The organism is Alkalicoccus daliensis (genome assembly GCF_900103955.1).
Lineage (GTDB): Bacteria > Bacillota > Bacilli > Bacillales > Salisediminibacteriaceae > Alkalicoccus > Alkalicoccus daliensis.
In genome coordinates this window covers 388,400-412,993 of the sequence record NZ_FNIL01000001.1, presented here as the reverse complement: position 1 = coordinate 412,993, position 24,594 = coordinate 388,400, and the positions used below count along the sequence as shown (strand labels likewise).

Annotated in this window: 21 protein-coding genes; 1 reads left to right on the top strand and 20 read right to left on the bottom strand. The window is 41.1% G+C overall.

What is annotated here, in order from left to right; all coding sequences use genetic code 11:
• Positions 1 to 24: 24 nt before the first annotated feature.
• On the bottom strand, positions 25 to 684 hold the full coding sequence (locus BLP92_RS02065) for a YneB family resolvase-like protein (RefSeq protein ID WP_090840105.1): 660 nt from the start codon (positions 682 to 684) through the stop codon (positions 25 to 27).
• Complete coding sequence (gene yneA / locus BLP92_RS02060) at positions 681 to 983, bottom strand: cell division suppressor protein YneA (protein WP_090840103.1); 303 nt, start codon at positions 981 to 983, stop codon at positions 681 to 683. The genes BLP92_RS02065 and yneA overlap by 4 nt, the downstream gene beginning before the upstream one ends.
• A gap of 194 nt (positions 984 to 1,177) precedes the next feature.
• Here yneA and lexA point away from each other — a divergent pair, with 194 nt between their 5' ends.
• On the top strand, positions 1,178 to 1,804 hold the full coding sequence (lexA, locus tag BLP92_RS02055) for a transcriptional repressor LexA (RefSeq protein ID WP_090840102.1): 627 nt from the start codon (positions 1,178 to 1,180) through the stop codon (positions 1,802 to 1,804).
• An 831-nt stretch (positions 1,805 to 2,635) separates the two neighbouring features.
• Here lexA and BLP92_RS02050 read toward each other — a convergent pair.
• From BLP92_RS02050 to BLP92_RS01965, 18 genes are all read right to left on the bottom strand, one after another.
• On the bottom strand, positions 2,636 to 2,827 hold the full coding sequence (locus BLP92_RS02050) for a hypothetical protein (RefSeq protein WP_090840100.1): 192 nt from the start codon (positions 2,825 to 2,827) through the stop codon (positions 2,636 to 2,638).
• Positions 2,828 to 2,991: 164 nt separating this feature from the next.
• Positions 2,992 to 4,335 carry a type I glutamate--ammonia ligase gene (gene glnA, locus BLP92_RS02045; RefSeq protein ID WP_090840098.1) on the bottom strand — a complete coding sequence of 448 codons (1,344 nt, stop codon included), beginning with the start codon at positions 4,333 to 4,335 and terminating at the stop codon, positions 2,992 to 2,994.
• A gap of 236 nt (positions 4,336 to 4,571) precedes the next feature.
• Entirely contained in the window at positions 4,572 to 5,843 is a 1,272-nt protein-coding gene (locus tag BLP92_RS02040) for a methionine gamma-lyase family protein (RefSeq protein WP_244516619.1), read from the bottom strand.
• A gap of 23 nt (positions 5,844 to 5,866) precedes the next feature.
• Positions 5,867 to 7,120 carry a GTPase HflX gene (hflX, locus tag BLP92_RS02035; RefSeq protein ID WP_090840096.1) on the bottom strand — a complete coding sequence of 418 codons (1,254 nt, stop codon included), beginning with the start codon at positions 7,118 to 7,120 and terminating at the stop codon, positions 5,867 to 5,869.
• A gap of 80 nt (positions 7,121 to 7,200) precedes the next feature.
• Complete coding sequence (gene hfq, locus BLP92_RS02030) at positions 7,201 to 7,440, bottom strand: RNA chaperone Hfq (protein ID WP_090840094.1); 240 nt, start codon at positions 7,438 to 7,440, stop codon at positions 7,201 to 7,203.
• Between the two features lie 125 nt (positions 7,441 to 7,565).
• On the bottom strand, positions 7,566 to 8,501 hold the full coding sequence (miaA, locus tag BLP92_RS02025) for a tRNA (adenosine(37)-N6)-dimethylallyltransferase MiaA (protein WP_210184558.1): 936 nt from the start codon (positions 8,499 to 8,501) through the stop codon (positions 7,566 to 7,568).
• On the bottom strand, positions 8,498 to 9,298 hold the full coding sequence (locus BLP92_RS02020; protein WP_090840091.1) for a class I SAM-dependent methyltransferase: 801 nt from the start codon (positions 9,296 to 9,298) through the stop codon (positions 8,498 to 8,500). Before BLP92_RS02020 ends, miaA begins: the two co-directional genes overlap by 4 nt.
• Positions 9,298 to 11,130 carry a DNA mismatch repair endonuclease MutL gene (gene mutL, locus BLP92_RS02015; RefSeq protein ID WP_090840089.1) on the bottom strand — a complete coding sequence of 611 codons (1,833 nt, stop codon included), beginning with the start codon at positions 11,128 to 11,130 and terminating at the stop codon, positions 9,298 to 9,300. The genes BLP92_RS02020 and mutL overlap by 1 nt, the downstream gene beginning before the upstream one ends.
• Before the next feature lie 12 nt (positions 11,131 to 11,142).
• Positions 11,143 to 13,686 carry a DNA mismatch repair protein MutS gene (gene mutS, locus BLP92_RS02010; protein WP_090841046.1) on the bottom strand — a complete coding sequence of 848 codons (2,544 nt, stop codon included), beginning with the start codon at positions 13,684 to 13,686 and terminating at the stop codon, positions 11,143 to 11,145.
• Positions 13,687 to 13,802: 116 nt separating this feature from the next.
• A complete protein-coding gene (locus BLP92_RS02005; protein ID WP_090840087.1) occupies positions 13,803 to 14,225 on the bottom strand; it encodes a YlbF/YmcA family competence regulator in 423 nt (140 codons plus the stop codon).
• Complete coding sequence (miaB, locus tag BLP92_RS02000; RefSeq protein ID WP_090840085.1) at positions 14,225 to 15,745, bottom strand: tRNA (N6-isopentenyl adenosine(37)-C2)-methylthiotransferase MiaB; 1,521 nt, start codon at positions 15,743 to 15,745, stop codon at positions 14,225 to 14,227. Before miaB ends, BLP92_RS02005 begins: the two co-directional genes overlap by 1 nt.
• Before the next feature lie 347 nt (positions 15,746 to 16,092).
• Positions 16,093 to 17,268, bottom strand: a complete 1,176-nt coding sequence (locus tag BLP92_RS01995) for a glycine C-acetyltransferase (protein WP_090840082.1) — start codon at positions 17,266 to 17,268, stop codon at positions 16,093 to 16,095.
• A 164-nt stretch (positions 17,269 to 17,432) separates the two neighbouring features.
• Positions 17,433 to 18,473 (bottom strand): L-threonine 3-dehydrogenase, encoded by a 1,041-nt coding sequence (tdh, locus tag BLP92_RS01990; RefSeq protein ID WP_090840080.1) that lies wholly within the window; start codon positions 18,471 to 18,473, stop codon positions 17,433 to 17,435.
• Between the two features lie 156 nt (positions 18,474 to 18,629).
• Positions 18,630 to 18,890, bottom strand: a complete 261-nt coding sequence (locus BLP92_RS01985; RefSeq protein ID WP_090840079.1) for a stage V sporulation protein S — start codon at positions 18,888 to 18,890, stop codon at positions 18,630 to 18,632.
• Positions 18,891 to 19,029: 139 nt separating this feature from the next.
• Positions 19,030 to 19,824, bottom strand: a complete 795-nt coding sequence (locus tag BLP92_RS01980) for a TIGR00282 family metallophosphoesterase (protein WP_090840077.1) — start codon at positions 19,822 to 19,824, stop codon at positions 19,030 to 19,032.
• A 93-nt stretch (positions 19,825 to 19,917) separates the two neighbouring features.
• Positions 19,918 to 21,480, bottom strand: a complete 1,563-nt coding sequence (rny, locus tag BLP92_RS01975) for a ribonuclease Y (protein WP_175444145.1) — start codon at positions 21,478 to 21,480, stop codon at positions 19,918 to 19,920.
• Between the two features lie 327 nt (positions 21,481 to 21,807).
• The gene (recA, locus tag BLP92_RS01970) at positions 21,808 to 22,857 is read right to left on the bottom strand and encodes a recombinase RecA (protein ID WP_090840074.1); all 1,050 of its coding nucleotides are present in this window, start codon (positions 22,855 to 22,857) and stop codon (positions 21,808 to 21,810) included.
• 140 nt (positions 22,858 to 22,997) lie between these two features.
• Positions 22,998 to 24,590 carry a DEAD/DEAH box helicase gene (locus tag BLP92_RS01965; RefSeq protein WP_090840072.1) on the bottom strand — a complete coding sequence of 531 codons (1,593 nt, stop codon included), beginning with the start codon at positions 24,588 to 24,590 and terminating at the stop codon, positions 22,998 to 23,000.
• Between the last annotated feature and the right edge of the window lie 4 nt (positions 24,591 to 24,594).

The following is a 24,594-nucleotide window of genomic DNA, read 5'->3' as shown; positions in this document are numbered from 1 at the left end:
GGAATATCTACTATCGTATCGAATCTAATCTTCAGATGCAATATTTTCGCTTCGCTCCTGATATTCTTTATACCGCCGATGTACAGTAGCTTTAGATATTGAGAAGCCTAAGCCTCTTAACATGACCGCAATTTCATAAAAGGTCATTCCGTTTTTTCTTAATCTTAAAATTTCTTTCATCGGGGCATCCTGTCGTTTACGCCCTCCCTGGCCGGCGCGCTTTAGATTATCTTCCGGATGATACCCGTTCTCAACAGCTTTTACCATCCCCCGTTTAATTTTCGCATTGTGCAGTTTTCTTTGATACTCTTCTACGATCGCTACAATATCAAGAACCATTGAATCAGTTTCTGAGATAAGAAGTGCACCGTCATCTTTTAAAGAAAAAATAGAACAGCCCATCTTGTGCAGCTGATGAACTAATGCGATCCTTGCATTTCCCCGGCCCAGCCTTGTTTCATCCTGGATCAGCAGCACATCAGACTGGGTTTCTTTTATTTTGTCCAGCAGATCAAGCACCCCGGGACGATCAACTTCGTAACCGCTTGCCTCTTCAGCAATAACATCTATAATACGGATATTCCATTTTTCCGCCGCAGCAGCAAGCTCTTCCTTCTGGCGTTCAAGGGAAGTCTGCTGCGATTCTTTTGAAGTGCTTACTCTCGCATAAATAAACCCTTTCACTCCGCTGCAACTCCATTCCATTCCGCAGGAATAATGATTGTTTCCCCTGGATGAATAACTTCATTTTCCAGGTTATTTTCTGTTTTCAACCAATATACCGTTTCTTCGAGCTGCAGATCAATATCTTTGGACACAAATTCAGCAATTGACCAGATAGATTCGCCTTCTGTAACAATTTTTTCTTTTGTCGGCAGAGTATTATCTTCATCGAAATCAGCAAACATTGTCCAGCCAGTTATCCCTGCAGCAGCAATTAGTAAAATTAATGATCCGTCAAAATAACTTTTTAAATTCATCATATTGTTCGCTCCTTTGTTCGTAGGAATATTTGTTCGCATCTGTTAATATCCACTATAATTGGAACGGACGTTCGTGTCAAGATAAAAAATAGAACGGACGTTTGCGAAACCTTTGTTCTCATGTTATAATTATTTTAACGTTTTCGATGATAATGTCGTTGATATAAATAAATAACTTAAAAGAGGTGTTTTTATTGACTAAATTGTCCACGCGTCAGCAGGCAATCCTGGATTTTATCCGCGCAGAGGTCCGGGATAAGGGATACCCTCCCTCTGTGAGAGAAATTGGGGAAGCTGTCGGTTTAGCTTCCAGCTCGACTGTTCATGGTCACTTATCCAGACTTGAGAAAAAGGGGTATATACGGAGAGATCCTACAAAGCCCCGGGCAATTGAAGTAATGGGCCAGGAAGAAGGACTGGAAAGTTCTTTCCCTCAGACACATTCTATTTCTGTACCGGTTATTGGTAAAGTTACTGCCGGTCAGCCTATCACTGCTATTGAGAATGTGGAAGAATATCTTCCAATGCCGGCAAGTTTTGTACAGGATGAGGAATCTTTCATTTTGGAGATATCCGGTGATTCCATGATTGAGGCTGGTATTTTCGATGGTGATTATGTAGTAGTGCGCCAGCAGCAGTATGCAGATAATGGTGATATTATCGTAGCGATGACAGAAGATAATGAAGCTACTGTAAAAAGATTTTTTAAAGAAGCTAACCATTTTCGCCTTCAGCCGGAAAACGCTTCGTTAGATCCTATTATTCTTGATTACGTTCAAGTATTAGGAAAAGTAATTGGTGTGTTCCGAAGTATTCATTAAATGCAAGGGCCCCGGATGTTTATTGCATCCGAGGCCCTTTTTTATATTAGGCTCTGTTATCGTTCATTGCTGCTATCAAGAGAAACTTTGCTTCAGTTCGGGATATTCCCAGCTTTAGTGAACTTTCACCGCCGGAAGCATTGATGAATCCGACCAAATAATCTAAAAGCCATCTTCACATTTTTGGTGAAGATGGCTGCTGGTCGAGCGAAGCAGTCATCGCTCTCTAAACAGACGTCCGCCGGTTTTCGCTTCGTTCTACCTCTTCAAAACCGAAGCAGATTATCGCCTCTCTTTGAGCTTTCAAACGAAAAAGCATGGATAAGGCGGTTAGACGCCTGCGGAAAAAGAAAGCGTGACGACCGAAAGTTCATCTTGCACTCTAGATGATCCCGAAAAGCAAATGGAAAGCCTGCCGGGATCTTGAATCCAAGAAAGACGGTCTTTGTCTTACTTGGATGGGCTGCACAGAACCCTGCTTCTCCCAAGGGATAGCTGAAGGATTTCTCAGTAGCAGACGGAGCACAGGTGCATACTGTCTTTTATCAACCGACAACTTTAACAGAGACACCCATGCAAAATTTTTGCACCATGAAGTATGAAAATTAATACTGCTGTGTAGCCCAAAGGATGAGAGCAGTTGGAGAATCCATTTTGGCGGACGTTCTTTTCGCCAAAATTAGTCGAGAACAAGCCCTTAGGTAAGCCTCTCCTAAAGTGGAGCAACGGTATTATACTTCTTTCAAACAAACTCTTATTGTTAAGGCAGCTTTATATTAAGCAATTTATATTTAATCAGGGAGAGTAAGCGAAAGAATAGGAAATTGATAATTAATAAATAGTTCCTACTAAAACTTTCTCTAATGGAATGCCGATTTCTTTTGCAATTGCTCCAGCTATATAATCCTTGTCTTCTCCTTTATCCCCCTGAATATCCAGCTCAATAGAATGTATGATGTTATCTTTCGGAACAATTGCCCCCTCTTTTTCTTCGCCAATCAGGTACTCAACATACTTAGTCAATGCCTTCACCTCCTGTAAAAGACTCTTTGTATTTATGTTAACCTTGTTATCTGCATATTAAACTCACGTTTTTTTATTTAAACTCAATAGAGTCTTCGTATATTTCAATCTAATAAATACAAAAAAAGTACCCTGGAATCATATCGATACCAGGGTACTTCCCATTAAAACTGCTGCATATACTGCTCGCGCTCCCAAGGGTGAACCTGGGTTGCAAACATATCCCACTCAATTTCTTTCAGTTCAATAAAGTGCTCCAGCGCATGTGCACCGAGGGACTTTGTAATCGTTTCGTTCTTGGAAAGTGCCTGAATTGCTTCCTGCAGAGAAGACGGAAGTGCTTCAATGCCTTCTGCAGCTCGCTCATCAGCATCCATTGCATAAATATTGCGGTTAGTTTCTTCAGGAGGAGTTAGTTTCTTACGTACTCCATCAAGACCAGCAGCAAGAAGAGCAGCCATTGCAAGATAAGGATTCGCTGCAGGGTCAACACTGCGTACTTCAATACGCGTGCTTAATCCACGTGAAGATGGGACTCGCACAAGTGGTGAACGGTTACGCATGGACCAGGCAATATAGCAAGGTGCTTCATATCCTGGAACCAGTCGCTTATAAGAGTTTACAGTAGGGTTAGTAATTGCTGTAAACGCATCTGCATGCTTTAAAATTCCTGCAAGGAACTGCATAGCTATTTCACTAAGTCCATTTTCGGCAGACTCATCATAGAAAGCATTATCTTTAGGTCCACGGAAAAGAGACATATTCGCGTGCATACCATTACCGTTTACACCGAACAAAGGTTTTGGCATAAATGTCGCATGAAGTCCGTGCTTACGTGCAATTGTTTTTACTACCAGTTTAAATGTCTGAATATTATCTGCAGTAGTTACAGCATCCGCATATTTAAAGTCGATCTCATGCTGACCTGGAGCTACTTCATGGTGGGAAGCTTCAATTTCAAATCCCATATCTATCAGTTCTAATACGATATCACGGCGGCAGTTTTCACCTAAATCTGTAGGCGCAAGGTCAAAATATCCACCCTTATCATTTAATTCAAGTGTTGGTTCACCTTTTTCATCATTTTTGAACAAGAAAAATTCAGGCTCTGGTCCAATATTGAAGTCAGTAAATCCAAGATCTTCTGCTTCTTTTAATACGTTCTTTAATATACCGCGAGGGTCACCTTCAAATGGTGTGTGATCCTTATCCGGATTATGGATATCACAAATTAAACGTGCCACTTTACCTTTTTCAGGAGTCCAAGGGAAGACAACCCAAGTATCAAGATCCGGGTGTAAGTACATATCTGATTCTTCTATGCGAACAAAACCTTCGATGGAAGATCCGTCAAACATCATCAGATTATCAAGTGCTTTTTCAAGTTGATCTACCGGAATCTCTACGTTTTTAATAGTTCCCAGTAAATCTGTAAATTGGAGGCGGATAAACTTAACGTCTTCCTCCTCAGCCCATTTCATAATGTCTTCTCTTGTCGTTTTACTCATGCAATCATTCTCCTCCTTCAATATACTATGCAGAAATAATTATGATTGTACTTTGATTTCTGCGATAACTGTATACTAACTAACTTGCAAAACAAAATGTGGTACTTTGTCAGATTATCTAACAGGGAAATTTTCTGACAATGCATTTAAAGTCGTTGTGCCTGTTTTAAGGTTATAAAAACGGAATTTTAGAAATCTGCTCAGTGAGAAACCAATTTCCTCTTAATATCCCTGAATTATACGGTAAGTATTTCTTTTTCATACAAAGAAACCAGTGATGCCGTTACAGCTATTTTAATATGTTCAAACGTTAATCCGCCCTGGACATATGCTTTGTAAGGTTCTCTTAAAGGACCATCTGCAGAAAGCTCAATACTTGCCCCCTGGATAAAAGCTCCTGCAGCCATAATTACTTCACTTTCATAGCCCGGCATTGCCGAGGGATAAGGCTTTACATGCGCATCTACTGGAGAATGCGCCTGAATTTCCTGACAGAACAAAATCATAGCTTCTCTATTTGGGAAGGACACTGACTGTATTAAATCTGTGCGTTGCTCGTCAGGACCAGGGGAAGTTGTCATTCCAAAAGACGAGAGCAGAGCAGAAGAAAAAACAGCTCCCTTTAAAGATTCTCCGACTACATGGGGTGCGAGGAAAAATCCCTGAAACATATCAAGAAGCGTTCCGAGAGAAGCACCGCCTTCCAGACCAATTCCCGGTGCCGTCAGCCTGTTACCGCATTGCTCAATAAGTTTTTTTCTTCCAACAATATAACCGCCTGACTTTGCAATTCCGCCGCCTGGGTTTTTGATTAAAGATCCCGCTACCAGATCAGCACCTGCATCGGTAGGTTCTAAAGTTTCCACAAACTCTCCGTAACAATTATCTACAAAGATAACTATCTGTGGGTATACTTTTTTTATAGAACTTATCGCTTCTCTTAATTCTTCTATTCCGATTGACGGACGGTCCCCATAACCGCAGGAACGCTGCATACCGATGATTTTTGTATGCGGCTTAATAGTTGACAGGATTTTTTTGATATCAATTTTCCCTTCGGATAAAGGAACCTCCCGGTAAGTTATACCGAATTCATTCAGTGAGCCTGCATTTTTCTTTCCCCGGATTCCTATAACTTCTTCCAGCGTATCGTATGGACGTCCCGTTACATATAACAGCTCGTCCCCCGGCCGCAGTATACCGAATAGCGCTGTACTGATAGCATGAGTTCCTGAAACAATTTGATTTCGCACAATTGCTGCTTCTGCATTAAAAACATCTGCATAAACTTTTTCCAGCGTTTCCCTGCCCGCGTCATCATATCCATATCCTGTAGACGCCTGGAAGTGAAAATCTGAAACTCCAGCTTTTTTAAAAGCATTTAACACCTTTGCCTGGTTGTGTTCCACTACTTTTCCCATTTCAAAAAATTTCGGCAAGAGTTCCTGATGAACCTTGTCAGCACGTTCGTTTATTTCATTCATTTGTCCACTAAGAAACAGTAGCATCTACTGTTTCTTTTCCCACCTCTCTATTTTTGAATTTCATGAAAAATGGAAGAAGACGGGGAAGCATACCCACGCACCTCAAATGTCTCGTCTTCTTCATAAAAAATTTCTTTATTCATAATCGTTTCTTCGCGTAACCTGTGAAGCCATTTGCCTTCTTTTGCATGAAACCTGGATATATACGGCTTGAATTCTGCAATCACTGCCTCTTCCAGCCTATTCATTAGATCTTTTAAATCTTCTGCTTCATTGGCACTGATCAGTATTGAATTCCCTGAATCAGCTGAAGCGATAAAATCCCCTTGTATTCTGTCTCTTTTATTGTAAACTGTCAGCACCGGGATGTGTTCTGCATCCAGTTCTTTTAATAATTTATGCACTGATACTTCGTGATTATCCGCATCAGGATGGGAAGCATCCACTACATGGAGCAGATAATCAGCCTCTTTTACTTCTTCCAGGGTAGACCTGAAAGCTGCCACTAATGTTGTAGGAAGCTGTTGAATAAAACCTACAGTATCTGTAAGCAGGAAGTCAAAACCTGATGGAAGTTTAATTTTTTTCGTTGTAGGGTCCAGTGTAGCAAATAACTTGTCTTCCATTAATACTTCTGCAGAGGCAAGCTTATTCAGCAACGTAGATTTTCCAGCATTTGTGTACCCAATCAAAGCGACTTGAAAAACATTGTTTCCTTTTCGGTTCTCCCTGTACTGTATGCGGTGTTTCGCTACCTGATCAAGCTGTCGTTTTAATTCAGTTATTCTGTCCCTGATATGCCGCTGGTCTGTTTCAAGTTTCGTTTCCCCGGGTCCTCTTGTGCCGATTCCTCCTCCGAGTCTGGATAATACATGCCCCTGCCCTCTCAGCCTCGGAAGCGTATAATTCATCTGTGCCAGTTCTACCTGAAGTTTCCCTTCTCTAGAGTTTGCTCTCTGTGCGAAAATATCGAGAATCAGCTGTGTACGGTCAATGACCGGCGTTTCTAGTTTTTCAGTAATATTTCTTAATTGTGAAGGAGTTAATTCATCATTAAAGACAATCAAGTCACTTTCCCACTCTTCTGCAGCCAATGCTAATTCCTCTAATTTCCCTTTTCCTAAATATGTACCAGTGCGGGGATTATCCATGGACTGGGTCATTATACCAACGGTTTCTCCACCCGCGGTAGATACAAGGGCCTTTAATTCATCCAGACGGTGATGAAAAGCATCATCGTCTCCACCTTTTCTGTTTACTCCAACCAATATTACTCTTTCCTCGTCGTGGTGCTCTGTCATATTGTGTGCCACCTCTTTCTTTCCATGATGAAAAACCCCGGAGAGAATTCTCTTCCGGGTTGTTTATCGCTTGTATAAAACTAAGAAGAAGATTTTTCCTGTTGAAGCTGAACATTTCTCTGAGGGGAAAAAGTAGAAATAGCATGTTTATAAACAAGTTGCTGCTTGCCGTCTGTGTCAAGTATCACCGTGAAATTATCAAAGCTTTTGACAAGTCCGCGCAGCTGAAATCCATTTAACAAAAACACAGTAACCGGAATGCTCTCTTTGCGTAATTGATTTAAAAATTGATCTTGAATATTTACTGGTTGCTGTTTCATGTAAATTCCCCCTCTTTATTCTATTAATAAAAGCTCTGTCTTCTAAACGATACACCTATATCTAAATTAAATCCAATGGCATTCTGCCTGCTGAACCAGAAGTTAGACAAAGCCTTATATAAAGTTTATCTCTTTTGGAGACTTTCTGCTATATATCTTTCAATATCTTTTATTTTTCCTTCCCTGTTTTCGGTCACATCAAACCATTGGACAGGCATTTTGTTCCGAAACCAGGTAAGCTGCCTCTTGGCGAAACGGCGGGAATTCTGCTTTAAATTATCTGCAGCTTCTTCCAGCGAAATCCGCCCTTTAATGTATGGAATGAGCTCCTTATATCCTATCGCTTTCATAGAGGAATAATTTTCTGCACCGTCTTTTATAAGGTTTTCTACTTCTTCCAACAATCCGTTTTCGAGCATCAGATCGACTCTTTCGTTGATTCTTTGATACAATAATTCTCTATTCATCGTTAATCCGATGATAAGAACATCGTACTTACTTTCCAGTTTTTGTTCTTCCATTGCTTTCACTGGAGCACCGGTCTGATGGATAATTTCCAGCGACCGGATGATCCGGCGCGAATTATTAAAATGTATTTTCTCTGCAGATTCCGGGTCTTTTTCCTGCAGCAAAGCATACAAATAATTTTTCCCATTGCGCTCCAGTATTTCCTCCAGCTCTTTTCTGTATACCATATTTTCTTTCGATTCAGAAAAAGAATAATTATACAGCAGGCTTTGAATATAAAGCCCGGTGCCCCCCACGATAATAGGAAGTTTATTTTTTGAGCTGATCTTATTTATCGCCTTTTCAGCTTTCTCCTTAAAATCAGCTGCAGAGAAATTTTCCTCTGGTGATAGAATATCAATTAAATGATGAGGAACGAGATTTTGTTCATCTTTTGTAGCTTTTGCTGTTCCAATATCCATTTTGCGGTAGACCTGCATCGAATCCCCGCTGATTATTTCACCATTAAATTTTTTGGCCAACTTAATTCCTGTCTCAGTTTTACCAACTGCAGTAGGTCCTGCAATTACAATGAGAGGCTGCTTCAAACTCACACCTCCTTTAAAGAAATATAACCGTAATGAACGGATTTAATATTGCTTCGTGCAATTCTAAAGAATCCAAAGTCTTTAAATATAGAACTGGAATGTCTGGCTTTCACTACTACCCGCTTTAATGCCACCCTTTTTGCTTCTTCAATTAAGTTGGCTGTTAAGCCCTGGTGGTCTGCGTAATGGCGGAGCGTCTGCATACCACTCGAGGTATCCAGGGTGGATTCAAACATTGGATCAAAATAAACAATATCTACCGAATTATCATCCAAAGTTTTTAAATATGTGCATGCTTCAGCATTAACTACTTTAATTCTTTTCGCGGCCTCCTGAAGCGCCTCGAATGGCATTGCATAACTTTTCAAACCTTCTCGTACCAACATTGCTGTAACTTGATTTTTCTCCACTGAAGTTACTTTCGTATGTTTTCCACCGGCAAGAGCCAGGATAAGGCTATCTGCTCCAAGACCCAGTGTTCCATCAATAATTTTGTCACCCGCTTTTAAGTTACAAGCTTCAACTAAAAGATCTTTCTGGATGTTCCTCCAGTTTTTTGCACGGACAGCAGCAATATTTGGGTGGTAAAACAGCGGGGGCTTGTTATCCGCACTGTAGTAAGTTAGTTTATCCTGTGTTAATACAAACAGTGGACCATCATGTTTTTTAATTATTTCCTTCACTGAATATTTATTTCGTTTTATAAATGTTAAGCCATATGTTTCGGCTAAACTTCTTGCTTTTTCTTCCATATGTTCCGCATTTTTCACACCAGTAGTTATAAAAGAACCCGGTGTCATCATTAATTCATCACCCGTTTAAACATTTTTTCAATTTCATAAAGAGAATATTGAATCATTACTGGTCTCCCGTGCGGACAGGTAAAAGGATCCTGGCATTTTCTCCATTCTTCAATTAACGCATGCATATCTGAAACCTGAAGTCGATGATTTGCTTTAATCGCAGCCTTGCAGGCCATCATCGCTGCTGCATCATTTCTCAGCTTATCCAGCTGGATATTTTTCACTTCTTTAATCTGTTCAATAATTTCTTCCAGTGTACTTTTCTCTTCACCTGCTGGAAACCAGCTGGGGTATGATCTGATAAGAAATGTGTTCGTACCAAAAGGTTCTGCAAATACTCCTACCTTTTCCAATTCAAGTGTATGCTGTTCAATGATAGCTGCTTCTATCCCATTTAAGTGCAAAGTTATAGGAACTAACAGCTCCTGTGTTTCTTTTGGAGGATCAGCGAGCTTTCTTAAATAAAATTCGTAATTAATTCTCTCCTGGGCCGCGTGCTGATCAATCATATAAAATCCCTGCTCGTTCTGGGCTAATATATAAGTACCGTGCAGCTGTCCGATTGGATAAAGTGAGGGAATTCTTTTATTATTACTGTTTTCTGCTGCTTGGCGATCGGATTCACTTACTTGAAAATTATTTTCAGGAGCATGTTTCTCCGCAGATTCATTTACTTTATTTTCTAATTGAGTGAATTCCGGCTCTTTATAGGCAGAAACTTGTCTTTCCTGTTCAGAACTGCGGGTTTCCTCCTGGATATTAGAAGCACTTTCTGCCTCGAACGAAAACTGAAGCTGTTCTGCGGCTGGTTTTTTTTGCTTTGGCGGTTTCATTTCCGGAACGATCGGGTCATACGACCATAAACTTTTTAAAGAATCCTGAATTAATTTCTGTAAAGCCTGCTCTTTACTTAGCCTTACTTCCATTTTAGAAGGGTGGACATTTACATCTATTAACATTGGATTCAGCGTAATATGAAGACACACAATCGGATATTTTCCAATCGGCAGCAGCGTATTATACCCAGCCTGCACTGCTTTGGAAACTGCTATATTTTTCACATATCTCCCATTTATTACAATTGTCATATAGGACCGGTTAGATCTGGCATGGCCCGGCTCTGCAGCATAACCTGAGACTTGAAAATCAGCGGAAGACGCTTCCAGCTTTTTCATTCCTTTTACTACAGATTTTCCATAAATCGCGTGGAGCACCCTGAGCAGATCCCCCTGTCCTGCCGTTTTCAGCAAGTTTTTATCGTTATGGTACAGCTCAAAAGCTATTTCCGGATGGGACAGCGCCATCCTATTTATAACGTCACTTATATGTCCTATCTCTGTGTGGACACTTTTTAAATATTTTAACCGGGCTGGGGTATTGTAAAAAAGATCTTCGACGATAATTTCAGTTCCCTGGCGTGGTGGTGAAGCTTTACGCTCTTTTATTTCTCCCCCTTCAATTTTTAATGTTTCTCCTTCCTGCCCGTCAGTGGAGGAAGTGAGCGTCATTTTTGAAACGGAAGCAATACTCGGAAGAGCTTCGCCGCGAAAACCTAACGTTCGAATTCTGAATAAATCCCGGTCGCTGTGTATTTTACTCGTCGCATGCCTGTAGAAAGCTGTTTCCCGGTCTTCTTTTTCAATTCCTTCCCCGTTGTCGAGAATGCGTATTTTACCCAGGCCTCCATCTTCCACATCCACACGAATTTTAGAACTGTTTGCATCTATCCCGTTTTCAACAAGTTCTTTTACTACAGAAGCGGGGCGCTCCACCACCTCTCCTGCAGCTATTTTGTTTGATAGGTGGTCTTCCATTTTAATAATGCGCCTCATGTTATCACCCCGCTATTTTAATTTCTGCTGAAAATCATTTAAAAGCTGTATTGCCTGCATAGGAGTTAAGTTCATTACATCAAGTTCTTTCAATTCATTGATAATCGGATGTTCAGGGACTTCTTCAAATAGTGAAAGCTGCTGTGGTTCTGCTTCTCTCTTTTCAGCAGTACCATTTTGGTTTTTTCCATTTTCAAGAGCCGATAAAATGTGATCTGCTCTTTTTATCAATGAATCAGGCAGATCAGCGAGCCTTGCAACATGAATGCCATAACTTTTATCTGCAGCTCCTTCTACCAGTTTATGCAGGAAAGTCAACTTTCCTTCTTCCTCCACCGCAGAAACATGAACATTTTTCAATCTCGCCAATTCATGTTCCAGGCTGGTCAGTTCATGATAGTGGGTGGAAAATAAAGTCATCGCTTTAATTTTATCGTGAATGTGTTCGATCACTGCCTGCGCGAGAGCCATGCCATCATATGTGGACGTCCCCCGGCCAATCTCATCAAGCAGAATCAGACTGCTTGGAGTAGCTCTCTCCACTGCCTGCTTCGTTTCAAGCATTTCTATCATAAACGTACTCTGTCCCTGCGATAAGTCATCTGCTGCACCTATCCTCGTAAATATATGATCAAATAGGGGCAGTTCAGCTTCTGCTGCTGGAACAAAAGAACCTGCCTGCGCCATAATTACGATTAAGGCAAGCTGTCTCATATATGTGCTTTTCCCGGCCATATTCGGACCTGTAATAAGAAGCATATCCCTTTCTTCATGGAGCAGGATATCATTAGCCACATACTCTCCGGCATCAATAGTTACTTCTACCACCGGGTGCCTGCTTTCCCGAAGCAACACGTTCCGCTTCTTCGTAAAAACAGGCCTGACATAATGATTCTGTTCGGCGACTTCCGCAAAGCTCTGCAGTACATCTATAATACTTACCGCTTTCGCAGTATCCTGGAGCAGTCTTATGTAGGACTTCACCTTTTTCCGTACTTCTAAAAACAATTCATATTCTAACTTTCCGCCTTTATCTTCAGCTTCAAGAATAATCTGTTCTTTTTCTTTAAGTTCTTTTGTCACATAACGCTCTGCATTTGTCAGCGTCTGCTTTCTCTCATATCTTCCTTCCGGGAGATATTTTAAATTCGCTCTGGATACTTCAATATAATAGCCGAATACTTTATTAAATCCTATTTTTAATGATTTGATCCCTGTTTCCTTTTTTTCTTTTGCTTCTAATTCTGCTATCCAGCTCTTACCGTTTATCATGGCATCTCTGTATTGATCCAGCTGCTCATGATAGCTGTCTTTAATCAGATTGCCGTCTGTAATTGACGGAGGACAGTCTTCCTTGATGCTCTGCTCCAGCAATTCTACCAGCGGTTCTGGAGAAGATAATGTACCTATTAATTGTTCTGCATAACTGCTGTTTAAAGCTTTCAAAGTTTCGAATATATATGGAAGCTGCTGCAGCGACTTTTTTAACTGGATTAAATCTCTTCCGTTCACATTTCCAAATGCTACTCTTCCGCTTAATCTTTCCAGATCGTATACTCCTCTTAACTGTTCCCTGACTGTTTCTCTTTCTAAAAAATGCTCTAAAAAAGCCGCGGTAAGCTCCTGTCTCTTTTCCGCAGTTTCCTTGTGGACCGCCGGTCTTTCGAGCCACCTCTTCAGTCTCCTGGCCCCCATGGCTGTTTCGGTTCTATCCAGCACAGACAATAGCGAACCTTTTTTCTTCCGGTCCCGCATTGTCTCCGTAATTTCTAAATTTCTGCGTGAATATCCATCAATAGATAAATACTGGCTGGATTCGTAATACGTGACATTCTGCAGGTGATCCAAGTCTCTTTTTGTTGTTTCCAGAAAATACTGCATCAGCTGACTGCATGTTCTTTTTAAAAATTCAGCAGGAACCTGATCAACTAAGGCAGAAAAATCCTTCTCTATCTGCAGATTCGCAGCTTCTGATACAGGAAGCTGCGACCGATGACGCAGTTTCTCTTTAAAATCCTCACTCATTTCGCTTGTAAGCACTATTTCTTTCGGCTCATAGGAAAGTAATTCTTCCAAAGCGAGCGTAAAATCTTCTGCTCCGGTAACAAATATTTCCCCTGTCGTCATATCCGCTGCTGCAACCGCAAAAGAGTGTGCGGATTCTTCACCGATAGCAGCTACGTACTGGTTGCTTTTTTCACTTACAGCCTGCCCGCTCATTACCGTACCGGGAGTAATAATCTGTACGACTTCCCTTTTTACTACCCCTTTAGCTGCTGCGGGATCTTCTGTTTGTTCGCAGATCGCTACTTTAAAACCTTTTTCAATTAATCTTGATATATACTGCTCAGAAGAATGATGCGGCACCCCGCACATTGGAATTGCATCCTCACCTTTTCCGCGCTTAGTTAAAGTAATTTCCAATTCTTTTGCAGCTTTTAAAGCGTCCTCCTGAAAGAGTTCATAAAAATCTCCCAGACGGAAAAACAAAAAGGCATCTCTGTGCTGTGCCTTGATTTTCTCGTACTGCCTCATCATAGGCGTAGTTTGCGTCATATTATCAGCCAACTTTCTCCACTTTTCCTGTCTATTTATTATATCACAGCAGACTGCTGGTTCTACGAATAAGAAACAGCTGTTCCGCCGGAAGCAGAACAGCTGTTTTTCCAATATTAGCAGCCGCTGTCAAAAGGATTTTTCGAAGTAGTTCCCTTCAGTAAATCTCCGCCGCTTGCTTCTATAATTTGATTTGTTACCGTGTTGGAAATTGTATTGCTCACCATCTGGAGCAGTTCATTTACTTCCATCTGTGACTGCTTGAATTCCTGCACTAATGGAATATCATCCAGCTCATCCTGCAGTGCATCAATTTTAGCATCTGTTTCTTTCAAAGCTTCACTTTTTTCATAGTGCTTTAAATTCACTGCTTCTTTCTGCAGTTTTTTAATCTTGGCGATGATTTCCTGGACTCTTAAATGGTCATTTATCTGTGCTTCTGCACGCTTAAAGAAATCGACTTCTTCCGTTTCCGCAATTTTAATCGCCAATTCTCTTGCTTCACTCATTATTTCCTGTTTTGTATAATTACCTGACATTAAATATTCACCTCTGCCGGCTCTACAACTTCTCCGTTGAGAGACCAAGTTTTTGCTTCTGTTATTTTAACATAAATTACTGTACCGATCGTACTTTTTGGTGCCCGGAAATTTACCAGGCGGTTTGTTCTCGTTCTTCCGCTGAGAACTTCTGGATCTTTTTTACTTTCGCCTTCGACAAGCACCTCAACTGTTTTACCTGGATATTCCTTATTTTTTTCTGCAGAAAGTTCATTTACAAGTGCATTTAACCTTGCAAGCCGCTTCTTTTTCACTTCGTGCGGCACATTATCTTCCATCTTTGCTGCTGGTGTACCGTCACGGGGGGAGTAGATATAAGTGAAAGCACTGTCATATTCCATTTCTTTCACAAGTGTCATCGTGTCCTCGAACTGTTCTTCAGTTTCGTTAGGAAATCCTACAATAATATCGGTAGTAAATGAAGCATTTGGAATTGCTTTCTTAATTTTATTGGCGAGTTCCACGTAAGACTCCCGTGTGTACTTCCGTGCCATTAATTTCAGAATATCATTGTTCCCGCTCTGTACCGGCAGATGGATATGCTCTACCAGATTTCCGCCTTTTGCAAGCACCTCGATTAAGTGATCATCAAAATCACGCGGATGGCTTGTGGTAAAGCGAACTCTCGGAATATCTATTTTCCGTATTTCATCCATCAAATCGCCGAGGCCGTAATCTATATCTGCAAGGTCTTTTCCATAAGCATTTACATTTTGGCCGAGCAGTGTAATTTCCTGATATCCGTTTCTTGCTAAATGACGGACCTCTTCGATTATATCCTCTGGACGTCTGCTGCGTTCTTTCCCTCTGGTATAGGGCACAATGCAGTAAGTGCAGAATTTATCACAGCCGTACATTATATTTACCCAGCCTTTAATTTTGCCTTTTCTGGCCCGCGGCATATTTTCAATGATGTCTCCTTCTTTCGACCATACTTCTACGACCATCTCTTTACCGAAAATCGCATTTTTCAATAATTCAGGGAGACGGTGGATATTATGAGTTCCAAAGATAAGGTCAATCTGCTGATGCTTCTGCAGAATTCGGTTTACGACAGATTCTTCCTGGGACATACATCCGCATACTCCAATTACCAGACCCGGATTTTCCTGCTTTAAAGCTTTTAGATGCCCAATTTCTCCAAACACTTTGTTTTCCGCATTTTCTCGGATTGCACAAGTATTTATGAGAATTACATCTGCTTCTTCCACAGCTGCAGTAGATTCAAATCCCATACGCATAAGAATTCCAGCCATATTTTCGGAATCGTGCTCGTTCATTTGACAACCGTAAGTACGAATAAGAAATTTTTTATCTTTTCCTATTTGCTGCATGTCCTCCGGCACATCAAAATCATAATGAATTTCAATGTTTTCTTTCCCTCTTTTTTTCGCCTGTTTCAGACTTGGAGGTGTATAAGTAGTTTCAAAATACTGAGAGTAATCTTTTTCTCCAGTAGATGATTTATTAATCTGGGCTTTTTTTTGCTCTTCATTCATAGGACGCATTGCTCCTTCATAAATAGACTGTCAACCACTCATTATAAAGGGTTTCTGAGTAGTATACAATAGTTTCCTCTTAAAGGTCCAAAACAGCTATTATCTTAATACCTGATACTTTTTTACCCAGTCTCGAAATTATACCCTGCCGCTGTGGAGTGTCTTTTATTCACAAGGAATTCATTTTGTCACACAAATTTCATAAACTCTCCCTGAAGCGAATACTTAAAAAAAGTACTTCCCCTAAAGAAAACTGGAAAAGTACTTTTTAATATAACAGTTTATAGCCATGCTATATTACTGCAATGAATAATGTACTGTTGAAATTTTTTCAGCAGTCAGGATATCTAAATAATGTTCAATTCTTTCCCTGCTTTTTCAAACGCGGTTAAAGCTTCATCCAGTATAGTCTGATTGTGCTGTGCCGTTACGATTGTGCGGACACGGGCCAATCCTTTTGCTACAGTTGGAAAAGCAATTCCCTGCGCAAACACGCCATATTCTTTCAATTTATCTGACAGCTGATGTGCTTTTGCTTCATCTCCTACAATCACAGGCGTAATCGGCGTATCACTGTGACCGGTATCAAAACCAAGTTTCGTCAGTCCTGCTTTAAAATACCTTGTATTTTCCCAAAGTTGTTCAATCAGTTCAGGTTCCTCTAATAAAACATCCACCGCCTCACTGCATGCAGCTGTTACTGCCGGAGGGTGAGAGGTACTGAATAAGAAGGGTCGTCCTTTATGGATAAGATAATCTCTTACTGCCTGTGTACTGGCAATATATCCTCCGAGTACACCCACAGCTTTACTTAATGTACCGACTTGAATATGCACTCTTCCGTTCAGGTCAAAGTGATCTACCGTCCCTCTGCCATTTCTTCCAAGCACACCGCTTGCATGCGCATCGTCCACCATAATAAGTGCGTCATACTTTTCGCACAATTCAACAATTTCCGGAAGCGGTGCAATATTTCCATCCATGGAAAATACTCCATCAGTCACTACTAAACGCTTACGATAATCCTGAGTAGACTGCAGCGCTTCTTCGAGACTTTTTAGATCTACATGCTTATAAATTTTCCTGGCTGCTTTCGTCAAACGAATGCCATCAATGATTGAAGCGTGATTCAACTCATCTGAAATTACGACATCTTCTTTTGTTAGCAGCGAAGCCAGTACCGCCTGATTCGCAGTAAATCCTGACTGTAAAACAAGTGTAGCTTCTGTATGTTTAAATTCAGCAAGTTTTTCTTCAAAGTCATTGTGCATGGAAAAAGTACCTGCGATCGTTCTTACTGATCCTGTGCCGGCACCATACTCATCTGCAGCCCTTACTGCAGCCAGCTTCAGCCTCGGGTGTGTAGTAAGACCCAGATAATTGTTGGAAGAAAGCTGAATCAGCTCTTTTCCTTCTATCGTTACTTTCGCCCCCTGATCTGATTCGATAGGTATCAGCGGACGAAAAGTACCTTCAGCTTTCATCTGATTCAATTCTTCTTCAATATATTCAAAGCCCTTCATATTAATTTCCTCCTTTTAAAAATGAATATTGCAGTTTCATGTTATGTTCAGTTTTACATATTCTTTTGAAAAGAGCTGTTGTCTTCCTTGGACCTGAAGTTAAGACAACAACTGACTTTATTTAGTTTCACTTAGTGCTCTGTCAAAGTATTCATTGTGAGAATTTATGGATGCAGCACTACTTTCCCACATTCCCCTTTCAGCATTAGATTAAAGCCTTTTTCAAAATCAGCTAAATCAAAATGGTGGGTGATAATTGGATCTACATCTACCTGACCGGAAGAAAGCAGTCCGGCAGTCTGCTGCCATGTCTGGAACATCTTCCTTCCTGTAATTCCCTGCACAGTCACACCTTTAAAAACAATGTCATTAGTTACATCTATTTCTACCGGGCGCACTGGCAGACTTAAAATAGAAACGCGTCCTCCGTTTGTGACCATTTTAAAACCCTGGTCCATTGCTACCGGATGACCACTCATCTCGCACACAACATCCACTCCGGCATTATTCGTTTCTTTTCTTACAACTTCCAATGGATCTGCATGCATAGAATGTATTGTATCTGTTGCTCCCATTTTCTCAGCCAGATTCAGCCGGTAATCGTTCAAGTCAAAAGCAAATATTCTTGAGGCTCCAGAAGCTTTTGCTACGGAAACAGCCATTAACCCAATTGGACCGCATCCAATCACTGCTACAGTTTTTCCTGAGACTTCGCCAGCCAATACCGTGTGCACTGCATTTCCCAAGGGTTCCTGAACACTTGCCCGGTCCCAGGATAAAGAAGGATCATTTTTCCATATATTCTGTGCAGGAAGAGAAATATATTCTGCAAAGCACCCATCTCTATCCACACCGATAATCTGCGTTTCCTGACAGATATGTGCGTTTCCTGTCATGCACTGAGCGCAGTGTCCGCAGACAATATGCGTCTCTGCAGAGACATGATCGCCCACTTGTATATTATGAACTAAATCTCCCGTTTCAACGACCTCGCCTGAAAATTCATGGCCGAATATATACGGAGGTTTTACTCTGCTCTGTGACCATTCATCCCAGGCATATATATGTACATCTGTGCCGCAGATAGAAGTTGCCTTTACTTTTATTAATACTTCCTGCGCGCCGCATTCAGGTACTGGAACTTCTTGTAATTCTGCACCTTTTGCTTTCTTCGATTTTACAACCGCTTTCATCATTTTAGTCATTTAACTCGCCTCCTTTGCTTCTTCTTAACACAGTTTATCATGTTTGTATGTTCACCTCAACCGAACTGTCCATTCCAAAAAAACATATTATACTGTCTTTTGAATAATATCATAATAAAAAACCGGACATAGGTCCGGTTTTTTATTATGATATTATTATCTAGGTTCTACAATAAGCTTTATTGCTGTACGCTCTTCTCCATCAATTTCAATATCAGTAAATGCAGGAACACATATTAAATCGATGCCGCTTGGAGCAACAAATCCTCTGGCTATCGCAACAGCTTTTATTGATTGATTTAATGCACCGGCGCCTATTGCCTGAATTTCCGCTGTACCTTTCTCGCGAATAACGCCCGCAAGTGCACCAGCTACTGAGTTCGGGTTGGATTTTGCTGATACTTTTAATATATCCATGTAAGCTACCTCCTCTATTGTAGTTAAAGAACGATTTTGAGCATGTTAGTTTGCATCCTGCCGGCCTCTAACGCAACACAACTACCCGCTTTCTTTCTCTTTACCACTATACCCACTCCTGCTAAACCTAAAATCTTTTTCAATCAAAAAATGGAGCATCCTCACTGATATGGACTCTTTTAATCAATGTTGCTTTTCCAGTGTTTTCGTCGATATCAAAATATACACCGTTTAATTGTTCCCGTCCTTTTGAAACTTCAAAGCGGGCAGGCAGATTTGTTAAAAATCGATTAATTACTACGTCTTTCTCCATGCCCAGTATGCCATCGTAAGGACCGGTCATACCAACGTCAGACAGGTAAGCTGTTCCTTGTGGAAGGATCCTTTCGTCAGCTGTAGGGACGTGTGTATGTGTACCTATCACCGCCGATACTCTTCCATCCAGATACCATGCCATCGCCTGTTTTTCACTTGTGGCTTCCGCATGAAAATCTACAAAAATATTCTTTGTAACTTTCCCGGCTTCGCTGACAAGTAAATCTGCTTTTTGAAAAGGACAATCTATTGCTGGCATAAATGTTCTTCCCTGCAGGTTTAATATAGCTACTGTCTGTTTGTTAATTTTTAAATAACGGATTCCTTCTCCCGGAGTGCCTGGAGGAAAGTTTGCCGGCCTTACCATTTTCTCGGCACCATCTATGAAATCGAAAATTTCTTTTTTATCCCACGTATGATTTCCCATCGTTAACATATCTGCGCCTGATTCCAGAAGCTCGTGATAAATCTTTTTTGTTATTCCTTTTCCCCCTGCAGCGTTTTCTCCATTGACAATTGTCACCTGCTGATGAAACTTTGAACGTATTCTGGCAGCATAAGTTTTCCATATATCACGGCCTGGGGAACCTACGATATCTCCAATAAACATAATTCTCATATAAACACTCCCTAAAACTATTATTGCTATTTCACAAGAGAAGGGCTGTACCGCAATAATAAATTGTCTGCGGTACAGCCCTTACTTACCTCTTTATTTTGCGTATTCAACTGCTCTTGTTTCCCGAATTACGGTTACTTTAATGTGACCGGGATAATCCAGTTCATCTTCTACTCTTTTCGTTATATCTCTTGCTAAACGATACGAGTCCTCGTCTGAAATAGTATCAGGCTGCACCATAATGCGAATTTCCCTGCCTGCCTGAATCGCATATGATTTCTCTACTCCCTCGAAGGATTCAGAAATCTCTTCAAGTTTTTCAAGTCGTCTGATATACGTTTCAAGCGTTTCTCTTCTCGCACCTGGCCGAGCGGCTGATAACGCATCTGCTGAAGCAACGAGAGTTGCAATAACAGAAGTAGCCTCAGTGTCACCATGGTGGGAAGCGATACTATTAATTACAACCGGATGCTCTTTATATTTTGTTCCAAGTTCAACACCGATTTCCACGTGACTTCCTTCTACTTCATGGTCAATAGCTTTGCCGATGTCATGTAACAAGCCAGCTCTTCGTGCCAGCTGCACATCTTCCCCTAATTCAGCCGCCATTATTCCGGTTAAGTGAGCCACTTCTTCCGAGTGCTTTAAAACGTTTTGACCATAGCTGGTCCGGAATTTTAATCGACCGAGAATTTTAATCAAATCAGGATGCAGATTATGAATGCCCATTTCGAATGAAGACTGCTCTCCGTATTCTCTGATCATTTCATCTACTTCACGGCGTGATTTTTCAACCGTTTCTTCAATTCTTGCTGGATGAATTCTTCCATCCTGTACCAGCTTCTCTAAGGAAGACTTGGCAATCTGACGCCGGATTGGATCGAACCCAGATAATACTACCGCTTCCGGTGTATCATCTATGATTAAGTCAATGCCTGTAAGGGTTTCCAGTGCACGAATATTCCGGCCTTCCCGTCCGATAATTCTTCCTTTCATTTCGTCATTCGGCAGATTCACAACTGAAACCGTAGTTTCTGTAACGTGATCTGCAGCACAACGCTGAATTGCCAGAGAAAGAATTTCTTTTGCATTTTTGTCTGCTTCCTCTTTTGCACGGTAAGTAAAGTCTTTAACTAATACTGCCTTCTCATGCTTCAATTCATTTTCCATTGTTTCCATAATAATATCTCTTGCTTCATCTTTCGTAAATCCTGAAATTCTTTCCAATTCTTCCTGTTGCCTGTTTACTAATTCCTCGACTTTGCTATTCATGTCGTCGACTTCTAGCTGACGCTCAGACAGCTGCTGCTCGCGCACTTCAAGCGCATGTTCTTTCTTGTCCAACGTCTCACTTTTACGATCAAGGACTTCTTCCTTTTGAACTAATCGGTTCTCTTGTTTTGAAATGTCGTTACGACGATCACGGATTTCCTGTTCAGCATCCAGACGAATTTTGTGCGCTTCATCTTTCGCTTCGAGGATTGCTTCTTTTTTGCTTGATTCTGCTTCCCGTTTCGCATCATCTATTGTAGTTTTAGCAAGCATTTCTGCACTGGAAATTTTTGCTTCTGCAATAGACTTACGTACAAAATATCCGACAAAGAACACGATTACTGCAGTGAATAGCAAAATGAGGATTTGTAGTGTCAAATTCACGATTGACTCACCTCCTCATGCTATTTCTGTAGTAGAGCTAAGTTTTTAAATGGTTCATGTCTCATTAGCACTAAAAGAACAATTCAATATTAAAATATTCACACTTACTGCAAACCTTTAATAAAGTGTTCTTGTTAATTGTATGCTTCCCTAAGAATTCTGTCAAGCATTGGAAAAGTGAGGAAACCATATGCCCCAACGTTTACGGCAGTAAAGCATTGCTTTTGACAAAAGGTTTGCAACAGCGGATGTTCCTATAGTCCCCCTAAACCTTAAAATCCCGCCAGATGATCTGACGGGATTTCAAAGTATTGTTTATAACTTTAATTATTTAAGATCAAGTTCGTCGTCTATTTCGCCGGGCTCTTCAGGAGCAGGAACCTCGACCGGCTCTAAAAGCCCGTGATGCTCTCTGACTCTGCGGTCTACTTCTTCCATAATGTCTGTATTCTCTTTCAAATACTGCTTCGCATTCTCGCGTCCCTGACCCATACGCTCTTCATTATAAGAGTACCATGCACCACTTTTCTGCACGATATCAAGTTCTGAAGCAATATCAATTAATGATCCTTCGCGGGAAATTCCTTCCCCATACATTATATCTACTTCTGCTGTACGGAACGGAGGAGCAACTTTATTTTTCACTACTTTTATTTTTGTTTTATTACCAATCATTTCATTACCCTGTTTTAAAGTTTCAGCACGTCGCACTTCCAGTCTTACAGAAGAGTAGAATTTTAATGCTCTTCCCCCTGGGGTAGTTTCAGGGTTACCAAACATTACACCAACTTTTTCACGGATCTGATTAATGAAAACTGCAATCGTGTTCGACTTCGATACAGCACCTGACAGCTTTCGCAGTGCCTGAGACATTAAGCGTGCCTGAAGGCCTACGTGGCTGTCTCCCATTTCACCTTCAATTTCTGCTTTTGGAACCAGAGCTGCAACAGAGTCAACTACGATCATATCTACTGCACCACTTCTTACCAGTGCTTCTGCAATTTCCAGTGCCTGCTCCCCTGTATCAGGCTGTGATAATAGAAGTTCATCAATATTCACACCAAGATTCTGCGCATATTCAGGATCAAGTGCATGCTCAGCATCAATAAATGCAGCTTGTCCACCGTTACGCTGCACTTCAGCAATTGCATGAAGGGCTACTGTGGTCTTACCGGAAGATTCAGGACCATAAATTTCGATCACACGCCCTCTTGGATATCCGCCTACACCCAGCGCTATATCCAATGCAAGTGTACCGCTTGAAATAGTAGAAACGCGGCGGTCGGTCTGTTCTCCAAGTTTCATAATGGACCCTTTACCAAACTGCTTTTCGATTTGTTTTAATGCCATGTCTAATGCTTGTTTACGGTCTGACACGTGTACATCTCTCCTTTTAGATCTATATTAGTTCAACTGCCTACAGACAGATAAAGCTTCGTTCTGCAAACATCCGTTCGCTTATTTCAGTATATATAAAAACACCCGCTTCGTCAATTAATTAGAAGCGGATGTTTGATTTATTTTCTTTTTGGTCTAGGTTTAGCAGGTTCGAGGTTGATCTTTGCTCCGCCTACTCGTGCGTATTTAAGACCTTCATACACAAAAGGTGCTGATTCTTGAGGAACCTCCATAAAAGTGAAGTTTTCAAAGATATCAATCTTACCGATAACTTTCGGGCTAATCCCTACAAGTTTAGATACATCTTCTACGAGTTTTTTCGGTGTCATATCCACATTACGGCCTACGTTAATGAAGAAACGTGTCATACCCTGCTGTGCTCCTGTTTCCCCAAAGTCCTGGGTAGCAGTTTTTTCATCAGCTTCATGGCTGTAGAAGGCAAGTTTCATTAAAGAACTTACTACTTTATCAGCTGGATATTCCCCAAGAAGATCTGCAACAAGAGAAGAGTACAGAGAGTCATCCTGCTGGTCATCTTCAATTAGCTGAACGATCTGGTGTTTCCAAGCTTCCTGCTGCTTTTCCACAACTTCTTCAATGGAAGGAATGCCACGCACAGGGATTTTACTTTTAATTTCTCTTTCAATCGAACGCAGATGCTTCATTTCACGCGGCGTAACAAGAGTAATTGCAATACCGTCACGTCCAGCGCGTCCTGTTCTGCCGATTCGGTGAACATAGCTTTCCGGATCCTGAGGAATATCATAGTTAATAACGTGAGTAACGTTGTTCACATCGATACCGCGTGCGGCTACATCAGTAGCAATTAAAAATTCAATTGTAGACTTACGGAACTTTTTCATTACTCCGTCACGCTGAGACTGCGTAAGGTCGCCATGCAGACCATCTGCAGCGTACCCGCGAGCCTGAAGAGATTCTGTAAGTTCAGAAACACCTTTTTTCGTACGGCAGAAAATAATTCCTAAGTCCAGCGTTTCACTGTCGATAATACGGCAGAGAGATTCAAGCTTGTTTTTATCAAGTACTTTATAATAAACCTGCTCAATTGAAGGTGCAGTCATTTCACCTTTATCAATTGTCACATGTTTAGGTGAATTCATATACTTATTAGAAAGTTTGCGGATAGCGGGGGGCATTGTAGCTGAGAATAACAGCGTCTGACGCTCCGTGCTCGCATTCTTTAGAATTTTTTCAATGTCATCGATAAAGCCCATATCCAGCATCTCATCTGCTTCATCCAGCACTAATGTGCTGATTTGGTCGAGCTTCAGTGTACCTCTGTTTACATGGTCCAGAATTCGCCCGGGCGTTCCGACAACAATCTGTACACCGCGTTTTAGAGATTTAATCTGATGTCCAATAGACTGGCCGCCATATACCGGCAGAGTCTGCACCTTGTTGAATTTTGAAAGCTTTTGAAATTCACCAGATACTTGAATTGCAAGCTCACGTGTAGGAGTTAATACTAATGCCTGCACATGTTTCTGCTTTGAATTTACGTCGTTAATCAGCGGAAGACCAAATGCTGCTGTTTTACCAGTACCGGTCTGCGCCTGGCCGATTACATCATGCTTTTCTAAGATAACAGGAATTACTTTTTCCTGGATTGGAGAAGGAGCCTCAAAGCCCATCTCTTTAACTGCCTTTTTTAAACTGCTAGCAATATCAAATTCTTCAAACTTAAATTCCATGTAT

Bases quoted from the DNA above. Each gene is read 5' to 3' on its own strand.
- BLP92_RS02040 (WP_244516619.1), bottom strand. From the start codon at position 5,843: ATGCTACTGTTTCTTAGTGGACAAATGAATGAAATAAACGAACGTGCT.
- hflX (WP_090840096.1), bottom strand. From the start codon at position 7,120: ATGACAGAGCACCACGACGAGGAAAGAGTAATATTGGTTGGAGTAAAC.
- BLP92_RS01985 (WP_090840079.1), bottom strand. From the start codon at position 18,890: ATGGATATATTAAAAGTATCAGCAAAATCCAACCCGAACTCAGTAGCT.
- BLP92_RS01995 (WP_090840082.1), bottom strand. From the start codon at position 17,268: ATGAAGGGCTTTGAATATATTGAAGAAGAATTGAATCAGATGAAAGCT.
- hfq (WP_090840094.1), bottom strand. From the start codon at position 7,440: ATGAAACAGCAACCAGTAAATATTCAAGATCAATTTTTAAATCAATTA.
- mutL (WP_090840089.1), bottom strand. From the start codon at position 11,130: ATGAGGCGCATTATTAAAATGGAAGACCACCTATCAAACAAAATAGCT.
- BLP92_RS02020 (WP_090840091.1), bottom strand. From the start codon at position 9,298: ATGATGACACCGGGTTCTTTTATAACTACTGGTGTGAAAAATGCGGAA.
- BLP92_RS02005 (WP_090840087.1), bottom strand. From the start codon at position 14,225: ATGTCAGGTAATTATACAAAACAGGAAATAATGAGTGAAGCAAGAGAA.
- tdh (WP_090840080.1), bottom strand. From the start codon at position 18,473: ATGACTAAAATGATGAAAGCGGTTGTAAAATCGAAGAAAGCAAAAGGT.
- mutS (WP_090841046.1), bottom strand. From the start codon at position 13,686: ATGACGCAAACTACGCCTATGATGAGGCAGTACGAGAAAATCAAGGCA.
- yneA (WP_090840103.1), bottom strand. From the start codon at position 983: ATGATGAATTTAAAAAGTTATTTTGACGGATCATTAATTTTACTAATT.
- glnA (WP_090840098.1), bottom strand. From the start codon at position 4,335: ATGAGTAAAACGACAAGAGAAGACATTATGAAATGGGCTGAGGAGGAA.
- BLP92_RS01980 (WP_090840077.1), bottom strand. From the start codon at position 19,824: ATGAGAATTATGTTTATTGGAGATATCGTAGGTTCCCCAGGCCGTGAT.
- BLP92_RS01965 (WP_090840072.1), bottom strand. From the start codon at position 24,590: ATGGAATTTAAGTTTGAAGAATTTGATATTGCTAGCAGTTTAAAAAAG.
- miaB (WP_090840085.1), bottom strand. From the start codon at position 15,745: ATGAATGAAGAGCAAAAAAAAGCCCAGATTAATAAATCATCTACTGGA.